Raw genomic sequence first — 12,307 nt, forward strand, 5'->3', positions numbered from 1 at the left:
GCCGCGCCGCCGTCTTCGGCCGCCCCGGCTCCCGGGGATGCCGCGCCAAGCCCGGCCTTACAGCACCGGCCGCGCCACCCGCTGCAGGATTTCCTCGCCGTAGGCTTCCAGCTTGCGCGCGCCGACGCCGCTGATGTGGCTGAGCGCGTCCATCGAGTCGGGCTGGGCCAGCGCAATCTCGCGCAGCGTGGCGTCGTGGAAGATGACGTAGGCCGGCACGCCGTGGCTCTTGGCCACTTCGCCGCGCCAGGCGCGCAGCGCCTCGAACACCGGTTGCAGTTCGGCGGGCAGGTCGATCGCGGCGGCCTTGGCGCGGCTGCCGCTGGTCTTGCCGGAGCGGGCTTTCTTCTCGGATTCGCGCCGCAGCATCAGTTGGCGCTCGCCCTTGAGCACCGCGCGGCTGCCTTCGGTCAGGGCCAGCGTGCCGTAGCCTTCGTTGTCGACGGTCAGCAGGCCCTGCGCCAGCAACTGGCGCAGCACGCCGCGCCAGGCGGTATCACTGAGGTCTTCGCCCACGCCGAACACGCTGAGCGTTTCGTGGCCGTGCTGCTTGGTGCGGTCGGTGACCTTGCCGCGCAGGATGTCAATGATGTGGCCGGCGCCGTAGCGCTGGCCGCGTTCCTTCCACAGCCGGTACACGGCGGACAGCACCTTCTGCGCCGCCACCGTGCCGTCCCAGGCCTGCGGCGGGTCGAGGCAGACGTCGCAGTTGCCGCAGGCCGTGATGTGCTGGCCGAAGTACGCCAGCAGCCGCACGCGGCGGCATTCCACGGTTTCGCACAGGCCCAGCATGGCGTCCAGTTGCTGGCCAAGGCGGCGGCGGTAGGCGTCGTCGCCGGGGGACTCGTCGATCATGCGGCGCTGCTGCACCACGTCCTGCAGGCCGTAGGCCAGCCAGGCGGTGGCGGGCAGGCCGTCGCGGCCGGCGCGGCCGGTTTCCTGGTAGTAGCCCTCGACCGACTTGGGCAGGTCGATGTGCGCCACGAAGCGCACGTCGGGCTTGTCGATGCCCATGCCGAAGGCGATGGTGGCGACCATGACCACGCCGTCCTCGCGCAGGAAGCGCGCCTGGTTGGCGGCGCGCACCTGGGGGCTGAGCCCGGCGTGATAGGGCATGGCGTCGATGCCCTGGTTGCAGAGGAATTCGGCGGTCTCCTCGACCCGCGCCCGCGACAGGGCGTAGACCACGCCGGACTCGCCCTCGTGCTCGGTGCGGATCATGTCCAGCAACTGCTTGCGCACCTCGTTCTTCTCGACGATGCGGTAGCGGATGTTGGGACGGTCGAAGCTGGAGACGAAGTGGTGCGCGTCGGTCAGCGACAGGCGCTGGGCGATCTCGGTGCGGGTCTCGGCGGTGGCGGTGGCGGTGAGCGCGATGCGCGGCACGTCCGGCCAGCGCTCGTGCAGCATCGACAGGCCCAGGTACTCCGGCCGGAAATCGTGGCCCCATTGCGACACGCAGTGGGCCTCGTCGATGGCGAACAGGGCGATGTTGCCGCGTTCCAGCAGTTGCAGGCAGCGGTCGGTCAGCAGGCGTTCGGGCGCCACGTACAGCAGGTCCAGCTCGCCGGCCAGGAAAGCCTGTTCGACGTCGCGGGCCACGCGCCATTCCTGGGTCGAATTCAGGAACGCGGCGCGCACGCCCAGTTCGGTCAGCGCGTCGACCTGGTCCTGCATCAGCGCGATCAGGGGCGAGACGACGATGCCGGTGCCTTCGCGCACCAGGGACGGGATCTGGTAGCAGAGCGACTTGCCGCCGCCCGTGGGCATCAGGACCAGCGCGTCGCCGCCGTCGATGACTTGCTGGACGATGGCTTGCTGGTCGCCGCGGAAGGATTCGTAACCGAAAACGCGCTGCAGGACTCCGAGGGCGCGCGTGTCAGACATGGGGGTAGGCCGTGAGCATCATGGCGGGGATTTTAAGCCGCAAATTTGGCGGCCCGGGCGCGGGGGGGCATTTTCGTCCACCGGCCCGGCCGCGTCACCAGCTCAGCCAGGTGCCGCGCATGAAGGTGTCCACCGGCATGCTGAGGTTGGCGCGCCACTCGTAATTGCCCGAAATGATGTCGCGGTCGGCGCCCACCGCCAGCTTGACCTTGGGCGCCACGAACATGCTGTGGCTCAGGCCGACCCGCTGCTCGGCCAGCGCCGAGCCTTCGTGCAGGCCCGAATAGGTGCCGCTGAGCGTGCCCCAGCCGGTGATCGGCACCCCGGCGGTCAGGGTGTTGCGGGTCTGCGGCGCCGCGGCCACGCCGCCGGAATAGGTCGACAGGTCGCCAAAGCCGGCGCCGATCTGTTCGTTGGTGTAGCCCAGGTTGACCGCGTCGGCCACGTCCACGCTGTAGCCGAAGCGGTAGCGCCAGGCGCTGGCGGCATCGAACGAGCTCTGGGTGGCGCCGGCCTGGAAGGTGCCGTAGTCGCCGGCGGCATAGGTGGTGCCCATGCCGCGCGTGGTCAGCGACGGTGCGCTCTGCATCTGGCCTTCCAGCGTCAGCACCGGCGTCAGCCCGTAGCGCACGGTGCTGTTGCCGACCGAAGCGCCATAGTCGACCGCCCCGGAGGTGGCCGATGGATCCATGCGGTTGAGTCGCCCCAGCGACGAGGAATAGCCGAAGCTGCCCTCTGCCAGCGGCGCCGTGGTGCTCGGCAGATTGGAGATCTGCAGCCCGCCGACCGGCGCGCTGCTGCCCCAGGTGGGCGCATTGGCGTTGATGTTGCCCACCGAAAACGAGGGGCCGGTGGTGTTGCGGTAGACCCAGTTGCGGTCGCCGCCGTAGCGCAGGCCGTCCTGGCCGCTGACCGAGGCGAACCAGGGGCGGCTCGGCCGCGATACGCCGGAGATCACGACCACGGGCACCCGTGGTACGTCCCCGCTTTCCAGGTCGAACGAGTAGTCGGGGGTATCGGCCGGCGCCGCGGCCGTCTGTGGGGGCTCACAGCCCAGGGGGCTGGCGGCGGCGTCGCCGGACAGGGTTGAGCCCGTCCCCGGTATGACGTCGGCATCGGCGTTGCCCCCGGCCACGCTGGTGTCCATGGCCGGCTCGCTGGTCTGCAGGTCGCAGGGCGACGGGTCCAGCGGCACGGCCCGCGACGCCATCGACGGCGCTGGCCGCACCGGCACCGGCTGCACCGGCGACAGCACGCCGATGCCGCGCGCCACATAGGCCGGGGCCGGCGGGGGAGACGAGGGGGCGGCGGGCGCGCCGGACACGGGGATCAACGGGCTGGCCAGGCCAGCCGTCAACGCCGTGTGCAGCAGCCGCCTGCGCCAGGATGCAGGGGCGACCATAACCAACAGTGTAGAAAGGGGACGTTGCCCCAGCTGTAAACGATTTTTAGTAAACCGGACCAGCGTATGCGGGGCAATGTCCGGTATTTTAGGGCCAGTCCCGGCTGGCGGCGATGTCGGCGGCAACGGGCCAGCATCGCCGGCAAACATCGTGCAACAGGTATATTTCAGATGATTTCCCGGCTCTTGCCGCCAGCGGCGGACGGCTCCACTATGGCAACCATGGACAATCACCACACCAAGCTGCTGGTCGTCGACGACGACCCGGCCTTGCGCCAGTTGCTGGCCGACTACCTGAACCGCCACGGCTACGACACGCTGCTGGCGCCGGATGCCAGCGACCTGCCGTCACGCATCACCCGCTACGCCCCCGACCTGCTGGTGCTGGATCGCATGCTGCCCGGCGGCGACGGCGCCGATGCCTGTCGCCGCCTGCGCGAACAGGGCGAAGACATTCCCGTCATCCTGCTGACCGCCCGCGACGAGGCCGTCGACCGCATCATCGGCCTGGAGGCCGGCGCCGACGATTACGTCGGCAAGCCTTTCGATCCGCGCGAGCTGCTGGCCCGCATCGAGGCCGTGCTGCGGCGCAAGCGTGGCCCGTCGGCCTTGACCAAGGACGCCCCGGTCGCGTTCGGGCCGTTCCTGTTCGATCCCTCCACGCGTCAGCTGTCGCGCGACGGCACGGTGGTCAAGCTCACCGGCGGCGAAATCAACCTGCTCGAAGCCCTGGTGCGCAACGCCGGCAAGCCGCTGTCGCGCGAACGCCTGCTGGCGCTGGCGCGCGACGACGACGCCGGCGAACGCAACGACCGCGCCATCGACATCGCCATCCTGCGCCTGCGCCGCGTCATCGAGGACGATCCCAAGCAACCCCGCTGGATCCAGACCGTCTGGGGCATCGGCTACCGGTTCTCGCCCTGATGCGCCTTTCCGCCGGTTTCCTGGTTCCGCGTTCGCTGCGGGCGCGGCTCATCCTGCTGATTCTCGGGTCGGTGCTGCTGACGCAGGCGGCCACGCTCGTGACGGTCTCGTACTTCCGCCACAAGTTCATGGAAGACGTGGCCATCGGCTACATCACCACCACCATCCGCACCCTGCGCGCCGCTGTGTCGCAGGTGCCGGCCGAGGATCGCGCCGATTTCGTGCGGGCGGCTTCGCAGAACCAATGGCGCCTGTGGTCGCGGGTGCTGCCGGCCGAAGCCAAGCTGCAACGCTTCAATGGCCGCCGGCCGCCGCCGCGCAACATGCAGCATCCGCCGCCTCCGCCTCCACCGCCGCCCAGTTCGCAGATCCAGGGGCCGCCCCTGCCGCCCGAGATGCGCAGCGGCGAACGCGACATGGACGACGCGCAGGCCGAACGAGAGCGCCAGCGCGAGCACGAGGAGCGCGTGCGCCGCTACAAGCCCGAGCCCGACGACATCCGCCGCGACCTGCGTGGCCTGGTGCAGCAACTCAACGAACGCCTGAACGACGGTACCCGGGTGGCGCTGTCGCGCGGCCCCACGCCCGAGATATTCATCTCGCTGGCGCCCAATCCGGCCAGCGAGGATGCGCCGCGCCTGCGCGAATGGCTGGTGATCCCGCTGGACCGCCTCGATCCCCCGGTGGCCACGCCGCTGATCGCCGCCTGGCTAGGCGGACTGGGCCTGTTGCTGTTGCTGGCGGTGGGCTTCTCCTGGCACATCACCCGGCCCATCACGCGGCTCGCCGACGCCGCCGACCGCCTGGCCGCCGGCCAGCCGCAGCGGGTCGAGCCCTCCGGTCCGCACGAAACCCGCGTGCTGGGCGAACGCTTCAACGCCATGCTGGACGCGTTGGCCGAATCCGATTCGGTCCGGCGCACGCTGCTGTCGGGCCTGCCGCACGACCTGAAGGGGCCGCTGTCGCGCATGTGGCTGCGCATTGAACTGGCCGACGATTCGGCCCTGAAGGAAGGGCTGCGCACCGACCTGCAGGACATGCAGCACATGGTCGACCAGTTCATCGGTTTCGTGCGCGGCACCGATCCAGCGGCCTACCGATACGCGTCGATGGTGCTGCCCGACTGGCTGACCGAGCGCGTCAATGCCTGGCGCGGCGCGGGCACCGACATTCACCTCAAGACCGCGGACGGCGACGACACGCTGGTGGTGCAGGGCGACGCGGTCGCCCTGGGCCGCCTGCTCGACAACCTGATCGGCAATGCCCTGAACCACGGCGCGCCGCCCGTCGACGTCAGCCTGCGGCGCGAAGGCCGCCACGCGGTGCTGGATGTGGCCGACCACGGCCCCGGTATCGTGCCGGAACGCCGCCTGGAGGCGCTGCGGCCGTTCAGCCGCCTGGATGACGCCCGCACCCGCACCGGCAGCGTCGGCCTGGGCCTGGCGCTGGCCGAGGCCATCGCCCGCGCCCACGGCGGCTCGCTGGAATTGCTGCAGGCCGAATCGGGCGGGCTGTGCGTGCGGGTCAAGCTGCCGGTCGCGGACGGCGCCTGATCCGGCCCGGGCCCGTTTTGCGCCCGGCGCCGGCCCCGCGCCCGGCGGTTACGGTACGATGCAGCATCCCGCTCAGTATCCTGTCGTTCCCGCACCATGGCCATCCAGTCCGATTCGCTTTCCTCCCGTCCCGACGCGCCCCGTATCGTGGCGCCCCAGCCGGCGTCGCCCAACGAGGAGTCGATCGAACGCGCCCTGCGGCCCAAGGCGCTGGAAGAATACGTCGGCCAGCAGCGCGCGCGTGAACAGCTCGAAATCTTCATCGCCGCCGCCCGCAAGCGCGGCGAGGCGCTGGACCACGTGCTGCTGTTCGGCCCGCCCGGGTTGGGCAAGACCACGCTGGCCCACATCATCGCGCACGAAATGGGCGTGCAGCTGCGCCAGACCTCCGGCCCCGTGCTCGAGCGCCCGGGCGACCTGGCCGCGCTGCTGACCAACCTGGAAAAGAACGACGTCCTGTTCATCGACGAGATCCACCGCCTGTCGCCCGTGGTCGAGGAAATTCTCTACCCCGCGCTGGAGGATTTCCAGATCGACATCCTGATTGGCGAAGGGCCGGCGGCCCGCAGCGTCAAACTCGACCTGCAGCCGTTCACGCTGGTTGGCGCCACCACCCGCGCCGGCATGCTGACGAACCCGCTGCGCGACCGCTTCGGCATCGTTTCGCGGCTGGAGTTCTACAACGCCGACGATCTCGGCCGCATCGTCACCCGCAGCGCGGGCCTGCTCAACGCCACCATTACTTCCGATGGCGCCGCCGAGGTGGCGCGCCGCGCCCGCGGCACGCCGCGTATCGCCAACCGCCTGCTACGGCGCGTGCGCGATTACGCCGAGGTCAAGGCCGGCGGCACCATCGACGCCGACGTCGCCGGCCGCGCGCTGGCCATGCTCGAGGTCGACCCGCAGGGCCTGGACCTGATGGACCGCAAGCTGCTCGAAGCCATCATCCACAAGTTCGATGGCGGCCCGGTGGGCGTGGACAGCCTGGCCGCGGCCATCGGCGAAGAACGCGACACCATCGAGGACGTGATCGAACCCTACCTGATCCAGCATGGCTACCTGCAGCGCACGCCGCGCGGACGCACGGCCACGCTGACCACCTGGCGCCATCTGGGCCTGACGCCGCCCGCCGGCGCCGCCAGCGGCAGCGGCGAGCTGTTCGGCAAGTAAATCGGTCGGGCATCCCGGGGAGGGGGCGTCCCGGGGTTTATGATCCGTAGGTTCTGCTTTCGATTCTCTTCGCAATCAAAGGACCGTTTACATGCTGCCCGAACTGCCCACCTTCGACGACGTCGCGCGCGCCAGCGAGCGCCTGGCTGGCCAGGCGCACCGCACGCCGGTGCTGACCTCGACCACGGCCGACGCCATCGCCGGCGCCTCGTTGTTCTTCAAGTGCGAGAACTACCAGCGCATGGGCGCGTTCAAGTTCCGGGGCGGCTTCAACGCCATCGCCCGGCTGACGCCCGAGCAGCGCGCCGCCGGCGTGGTCACGTTCTCGTCGGGCAACCATGCGCAGGCGATCGCGCTGGCCTCCAGGCTGCAGGGCGTCAAGGCCACCATCATCATGCCGCTGGACGCGCCCGCGGCCAAGCGCGCCGCCACCGAAGGCTACGGCGGCCATATCGTCACCTACGACCGTTACACCGAGGATCGCGAAGAGATCGCCCGTCGCATCCAGGCCGAGACCGGCGCCACGCTGATTCCGCCGTACGACCACGAGGACGTGATCGCCGGCCAGGGCACCGCGGCCAAGGAATTGTTCGAGGACGTCGGCGAGCTGGACTACCTGTTCGTGTGCCTGGGGGGCGGCGGCCTGCTGTCGGGGTCGGCGCTGTCGGCGTTCGCGCTCAGTCCGCGCTGCCTGGTCTACGGGGTCGAGCCGGAAGCCGGCAACGACGGCCAACAGTCGCTGCGCAAGGGCGAGATCGTCCGCATCCAGGCGCCCAAGACGCTGGCCGACGGCGCCGCCACCACGCATCTGGGCCATCTGACCTTCCCGCTCATCCAGAAGCACGTGCGCGACATCGTCACGGTGACGGATGAGCAACTGGTCTCGACCATGAAGTTCTTCGCCGAGCGCATGAAGATGGTGGTCGAACCCACCGGCTGTCTCGCGGCCGCGGCCGTGCTGCAGGGCGTGGTGCCGGTGCGGGGCGCGCGGGTCGGCGTCATCATCAGCGGCGGCAACGTCGATCTTCCGGCCTACGGCAAGTTGCTGGCCGGCTGACCCGTTCAGGCTGAGGCGCCGGCGGGATATCGTCCGGTGCTTTGGTGGCACGCTTGCGGAGGCGGCCCGTGCAGGGCAGAATCGGGCCTGAATCCTGAAGAACAGGGGCTGCTTCATGCGTATCCTTGTCATTGGCGGCACCGGCTTCATCGGCCGTCATCTCATCGCCCGGCTGGCGGGCGGACAGCACCAGATCCTGGTGCCCACCCGCCGTTACGGCCAGGGGCGTGAACTCCAGCTTCTGCCCACCGTCACGCTGCTTGCCAGCGACGTGCACGACGATGACGCGCTCGATCGCCTGGTGCGCGACTGCGATGTGGTGGTCAACCTGGTCGGCATCCTGCATGGCAAGGCCGGCCGTCCCTACGGTTCCGACTTCGCGCAGGCGCACGTGCACCTGCCGCAGCGTATCGCGCGGGCCTGCCGCCGCCAGGGCGTGCGCCGGTTGCTGCACATCAGCGCGCTGGGGGCGGATTCCAATGGCGCCAGCATGTACCAGCGTTCCAAGGGCGACGGCGAGGCGGCCATCAAGCAGGAACTGGCCGATTGGCGCGAAGGGGGCTGGACCATATTCCGTCCTTCGGTGGTGTTCGGACCGGACGACAATTTCACCAACCTGTTCGCGCGTCTGGCGTGCTGGCTGCCGGTGCTGCCGCTGGCCGGCGCGAACGCGCGCATGCAGCCCGTGTACGTGGGCGACGTGGTGTCGGCGATGCTGGCGGCGCTGGGCGATACGCACACCTGCGGCAAGACCTACGAGCTGGGCGGCCCGCAGGTCTACACCCTGGGCGAGATCGCGCGCCTGTGCGCCGGCTGGGCCGGCCATCCGCGTCCGGTGGTGAGCGTGCCGATGGGCGTGGGACGCATGCAGGCGTTGCTGTTCGAATGCCTGCCGGGCCCGCCGCTGATGTCGCGCGACAACCTCGATTCCCTGCGCAGCGACAACATCTGCGGCGCGCCCATCGCGCCCGAGCTGAACGTGGTGCCGACCGGGCTGGAGGCGGTGGCGCCCGGTTACCTGGGGGCGGCGCGCTAGGGCGGGCCGCCTGCGTCGGCGGGGGGGCCGCAGGCGCATGACGTTTGCCCCGCGCCTGCCACGACCGCAATGATCCGCCAGCGGCGGCCCGGAGGGCGCGTCTTCAGCGCACCAGCGCTTTCAAGGCCTGCTTGATGCCGTCGGACACGCCCACGCCTTCGGGCAGCGTCTTGAGGGCCGACAACGATTCCTTCTCGGAGTACCCCAGCGCCAGCAAGGCGTTCAGGATGTCGGACTGGTTATCCTGCACCGGATGCGCGGTGGCGCCGATGTCCGCGCCCAGCTTGCCGCGCATTTCCAGCAGCAGGCGTTCGGCGGTCTTCTTGCCGATGCCGGGCACGCGCGTCAGGCGGCCCGATTCCTGCAGCGTGATGGCCTGGGCCAGGTCGGCCACCGATAGCCCGGACAGCACCGACAGCGCGGTGCGCGCGCCGATGCCGCTGACCTTGATCAGTTCACGGAAGGCGCTGCGTTCGCCCGCGGTGGCGAAGCCGTAGAGGATGTGGGCGTCTTCGCGCACGGTCAGGTGCGTGTACAGCGTGACGCGCGCGCCGGTTTCCGGCAGCGAGTACAGCGTGCTCATGGGCACGTCGATGTCATAGCCCAGACCGTTGACGTCCACGCAGACGGTGGGCGGCAGTTTCTCGATCAGGGTTCCGGTGATGCGTCCGATCATGGTGGCAATGGCCTGGCAAAAGAGGGGGCCGCGTCAGTCGCGGCGGATGCGGGGATTCTATACGGGTCCGCGCGAAGCGGGGGGCGGGGCTCAGCCGAGCAGGCGGCCGTTGCGCAGGCGGGTCTTGCCGCTCAGGCTCAGGCGCGTGCCCAATTCCGTCAGCCGGTCCTGCAAGGGGCCGACGTGGGCGTGGCAGATGGCGCAGGCCAGCGCGTCGGCCGAGTCGGGGGCCGGGGTGCCGTCCAGCGCCAGCAGGTGCTGCACCATCATCTGCACCTGTTCCTTGGCCGCGCGGCCGGTGCCGACCACGGCCTTCTTGATCTGCAGCGCGGTGTACTCATGCACCGCCAGCGAACTGTCGGCCAGCGCGCACAGCGCCGCGCCGCGGGCCTGGCCCAGCAGCAGGGTCGAGGCCGGATTGGTGTTCAGGAAGACGATTTCCAGCGCGGCCACGTCGGGCTGCGTGTCGCGCGCCACCTGGCGCAGGTTGTCCAGGATGACCTTGAGGCGTTCGGACAGCGTCAGCGCCGGCGGCACCACGATGGTGCCGCTGGCGACATAACGCAGGCGCGGGCCGTCGGCATCGATCACACCGAAGCCGGTGCGGCGCAGGCCGGGATCGATGCCGAGGACGCGCATCAGTGGCGGAAGTGGCGGGTGCCGGTCAGCACCATGGCGATGCCATGCTCGTCGGCCGCGGCGATGACTTCGTCATCGCGCACGCTGCCGCCGGGCTGGATCACGCAGGTCGCGCCCGCGGCCACCACCACGTCCAGGCCGTCGCGGAACGGGAAGAAGGCATCCGACGCCACCGCCGAGCCCTTCAGCGTCAGGCCGGCGTTCTCGGCCTTGATCGAGGCGATGCGGGCCGAGTCGATGCGGCTCATCTGGCCGGCGCCGACGCCCAGGGTCATGCCGCCGCCGACGAACACGATGGCGTTGGACTTGACGTACTTGGCGACCTTCCAGGCGAACGCCAGATCGTTCATTTCCTGTTCGGTGGGCTGGCGCTTGGTCACCACCTTCAGGGCGTCGCGCGGCACGTTGTAGGCGTCCGGGCTCTGCACCAGCCAGCCGCCGCCGACGCGCTTGACGTCGAAGGCGTTCTGGCCCGTGCCCATGGGCACTTCCAGCACGCGCACGTTCTTCTTGGCGGCCAGGATGGCCAGCGCGGCGCCGTCATAGGCCGGGGCCAGCAGCACTTCCAGGAACTGGGCGCTGACGGCCTCGGCGGTGGCGGCGTCGACCGGGCGGTTGAAGGCGATGATGCCGCCGAAGGCCGAGGTCGGGTCGGTCTTGAAGGCCTGCTGGTACGCGCCCAGCGTGTCGGCCGCGACCGCCACGCCGCAGGGGTTGGCGTGCTTGACGATGACGCAGGCGGGCGCCTCGAAGCTGCGCGCGCATTCCCAGGCGGCATCGGCGTCGGCGATGTTGTTGTACGACAGTTCCTTGCCCTGCAGTTGGCGGTAGTTGCCCAGCAGGCCGGCCGGACGCTGCGCGTCGACGTAGAACGCGGCGGTCTGGTGCGGGTTCTCGCCGTAGCGCAGGGCCTGTTCCTGCTTGACCTGCAGGGTCAGGGTGCCGGGCCATTCCTGGCGCGCCGGCACGGCGTCCTGCGCCGGTTCGGCGTCGGTCAGGCTGGTCAGGTAGGCGGCGATGGCGCCGTCGTAGGCCGCGGTGTGGGCGTAGACCTTGGCGGCCAGCGCCAGGCGCAGGCCGTACGAGGTGCCGCCGCCCTGGTCCATTTCGGACAGCACGCGCGAGTAGTCGACCGGGTCGATCACCACCGTCACGCCACCGGCCTCGGTGCCATGGTTCTTGGCGGCGGCGCGCAGCATGGCCGGGCCGCCGATGTCGATGTTCTCGACCGCGTCGGCGAAGGTGCAGTCGGGCTTGGCCACCGTTTCGCGGAACGGATACAGGTTGACCACCAGCATGTCGATGCGATCGATGCCGGCCGCCTTGATGGTGTCCATGTGCTCGGCGCTGTCGCGGCGGGCCAGCAGGCCGCCGTGGATCTTCGGATGCAGCGTCTTGACGCGGCCGTCCAGGATCTCGGGCGAGCCGGTGTGGGCAGCCACTTCGGTGACGGTCAGGCCGGACTCGGCCAGCAGCTTGGCGGTGCCGCCGGTCGACAGCAGGCGCACGCCGCGCGCGGCCAGGGCGCGGGCAAATTCAACGATGCCGGTCTTGTCGGACACCGAAAGCAGGGCGGTTTCGATTTTCATGGTGAGGGACGGGAGTGGGGCGCGGGGCGCCTGTCTCGCTTCAGGTCGGGATGGGAAATCTGTCATGCGGGGCGCGCCAGCGGCCGCCCACGCGGCGATGCGCTATACCTGGATGTTATGGGCCAGCAGTTTCTTGCGCAGGGTGTTGCGCGTGATGCCCAGCATTTCGGATGCCCGCGACTGGTTGCCGCCGGACCGTTCCAACGCCACTTCGAGGACCGGGCGCTCCACGCAGCGCATCACCATGTCCCACATGTCGTGGGGCTCGGATTCGCCCAAGTCTTCGAAATAGCGCTCCAGGCTGGCGCGCACGCATTCTTCCAGGACATCTTTCTTGCTCATCGGAGTACAGATATTTTTATGTTGGTGTTGAG

At 69.7% G+C, this 12,307-nt stretch carries 11 protein-coding genes; 5 read left to right on the forward strand and 6 right to left on the reverse strand.

What is annotated here, in order from left to right:
• Positions 1-57 precede the first annotated feature (57 nt).
• Entirely contained in the window at positions 58-1,887 is a 1,830-nt protein-coding gene (gene recQ / locus ABFG95_RS19855; protein WP_175144753.1) for a DNA helicase RecQ, read from the reverse strand.
• 94 nt (positions 1,888-1,981) lie between these two features.
• Positions 1,982-3,289: a fimbrial protein gene (locus ABFG95_RS19860; RefSeq protein WP_278990594.1), complete on the reverse strand. Its 1,308-nt coding sequence runs from the start codon at positions 3,287-3,289 to the stop codon at positions 1,982-1,984.
• A 222-nt stretch (positions 3,290-3,511) separates the two neighbouring features.
• Between ABFG95_RS19860 and ABFG95_RS19865 the strand changes: the two genes are divergently transcribed.
• From ABFG95_RS19865 to ABFG95_RS19885, 5 genes are all read left to right on the forward strand, one after another.
• On the forward strand, positions 3,512-4,213 hold the full coding sequence (locus tag ABFG95_RS19865) for a response regulator (protein ID WP_006388986.1): 702 nt from the start codon (positions 3,512-3,514) through the stop codon (positions 4,211-4,213).
• Positions 4,213-5,766 carry an ATP-binding protein gene (locus ABFG95_RS19870; RefSeq protein ID WP_348994855.1) on the forward strand — a complete coding sequence of 518 codons (1,554 nt, stop codon included), beginning with the start codon at positions 4,213-4,215 and terminating at the stop codon, positions 5,764-5,766. Before ABFG95_RS19865 ends, ABFG95_RS19870 begins: the two co-directional genes overlap by 1 nt.
• Positions 5,767-5,862: 96 nt before the next feature.
• Entirely contained in the window at positions 5,863-6,936 is a 1,074-nt protein-coding gene (gene ruvB / locus ABFG95_RS19875; RefSeq protein WP_049071640.1) for a Holliday junction branch migration DNA helicase RuvB, read from the forward strand.
• Positions 6,937-7,027: 91 nt separating this feature from the next.
• Positions 7,028-7,993 (forward strand): threo-3-hydroxy-L-aspartate ammonia-lyase, encoded by a 966-nt coding sequence (locus tag ABFG95_RS19880; protein ID WP_049071641.1) that lies wholly within the window; start codon positions 7,028-7,030, stop codon positions 7,991-7,993.
• 115 nt (positions 7,994-8,108) lie between these two features.
• The gene (locus ABFG95_RS19885; protein WP_278990593.1) at positions 8,109-9,029 is read left to right on the forward strand and encodes a complex I NDUFA9 subunit family protein; all 921 of its coding nucleotides are present in this window, start codon (positions 8,109-8,111) and stop codon (positions 9,027-9,029) included.
• 103 nt (positions 9,030-9,132) lie between these two features.
• Here ABFG95_RS19885 and ruvA read toward each other — a convergent pair whose 3' ends face one another.
• The 4 genes from ruvA to ABFG95_RS19905 form a co-directional block, all read right to left on the reverse strand.
• Positions 9,133-9,705 carry a Holliday junction branch migration protein RuvA gene (gene ruvA / locus ABFG95_RS19890; RefSeq protein ID WP_006393160.1) on the reverse strand — a complete coding sequence of 191 codons (573 nt, stop codon included), beginning with the start codon at positions 9,703-9,705 and terminating at the stop codon, positions 9,133-9,135.
• A 90-nt stretch (positions 9,706-9,795) separates the two neighbouring features.
• Positions 9,796-10,344, reverse strand: a complete 549-nt coding sequence (gene ruvC, locus ABFG95_RS19895) for a crossover junction endodeoxyribonuclease RuvC (protein WP_049071645.1) — start codon at positions 10,342-10,344, stop codon at positions 9,796-9,798.
• On the reverse strand, positions 10,344-11,933 hold the full coding sequence (purH, locus tag ABFG95_RS19900) for a bifunctional phosphoribosylaminoimidazolecarboxamide formyltransferase/IMP cyclohydrolase (protein ID WP_049071647.1): 1,590 nt from the start codon (positions 11,931-11,933) through the stop codon (positions 10,344-10,346). Before purH ends, ruvC begins: the two co-directional genes overlap by 1 nt.
• Before the next feature lie 102 nt (positions 11,934-12,035).
• Positions 12,036-12,275, reverse strand: coding sequence for a helix-turn-helix domain-containing protein (locus ABFG95_RS19905; protein WP_006217670.1), 240 nt, complete (start codon positions 12,273-12,275; stop codon positions 12,036-12,038).
• Positions 12,276-12,307 lie beyond the last annotated feature (32 nt).

The organism is Achromobacter sp. HNDS-1, from assembly GCF_040084795.1.
In the GTDB taxonomy this organism is placed as follows: domain Bacteria; phylum Pseudomonadota; class Gammaproteobacteria; order Burkholderiales; family Burkholderiaceae_B; genus Achromobacter; species Achromobacter ruhlandii.

What these genes read in the sequence shown, in the direction of transcription:
- recQ (WP_175144753.1), bottom strand. Translation starts at nt 1,887, where the DNA reads ATGTCTGACACGCGCGCCCTCGGAGTCCTGCAGCGCGTTTTCGGTTAC.
- ABFG95_RS19860 (WP_278990594.1), bottom strand. Translation starts at nt 3,289, where the DNA reads ATGGTCGCCCCTGCATCCTGGCGCAGGCGGCTGCTGCACACGGCGTTG.
- ABFG95_RS19865 (WP_006388986.1), top strand. Translation starts at nt 3,512, where the DNA reads ATGGACAATCACCACACCAAGCTGCTGGTCGTCGACGACGACCCGGCC.
- ABFG95_RS19870 (WP_348994855.1), top strand. Translation starts at nt 4,213, where the DNA reads ATGCGCCTTTCCGCCGGTTTCCTGGTTCCGCGTTCGCTGCGGGCGCGG.
- ruvB (WP_049071640.1), top strand. Translation starts at nt 5,863, where the DNA reads ATGGCCATCCAGTCCGATTCGCTTTCCTCCCGTCCCGACGCGCCCCGT.
- ABFG95_RS19880 (WP_049071641.1), top strand. Translation starts at nt 7,028, where the DNA reads ATGCTGCCCGAACTGCCCACCTTCGACGACGTCGCGCGCGCCAGCGAG.
- ABFG95_RS19885 (WP_278990593.1), top strand. Translation starts at nt 8,109, where the DNA reads ATGCGTATCCTTGTCATTGGCGGCACCGGCTTCATCGGCCGTCATCTC.
- ruvA (WP_006393160.1), bottom strand. Translation starts at nt 9,705, where the DNA reads ATGATCGGACGCATCACCGGAACCCTGATCGAGAAACTGCCGCCCACC.
- ruvC (WP_049071645.1), bottom strand. Translation starts at nt 10,344, where the DNA reads ATGCGCGTCCTCGGCATCGATCCCGGCCTGCGCCGCACCGGCTTCGGT.
- purH (WP_049071647.1), bottom strand. Translation starts at nt 11,933, where the DNA reads ATGAAAATCGAAACCGCCCTGCTTTCGGTGTCCGACAAGACCGGCATC.
- ABFG95_RS19905 (WP_006217670.1), bottom strand. Translation starts at nt 12,275, where the DNA reads ATGAGCAAGAAAGATGTCCTGGAAGAATGCGTGCGCGCCAGCCTGGAG.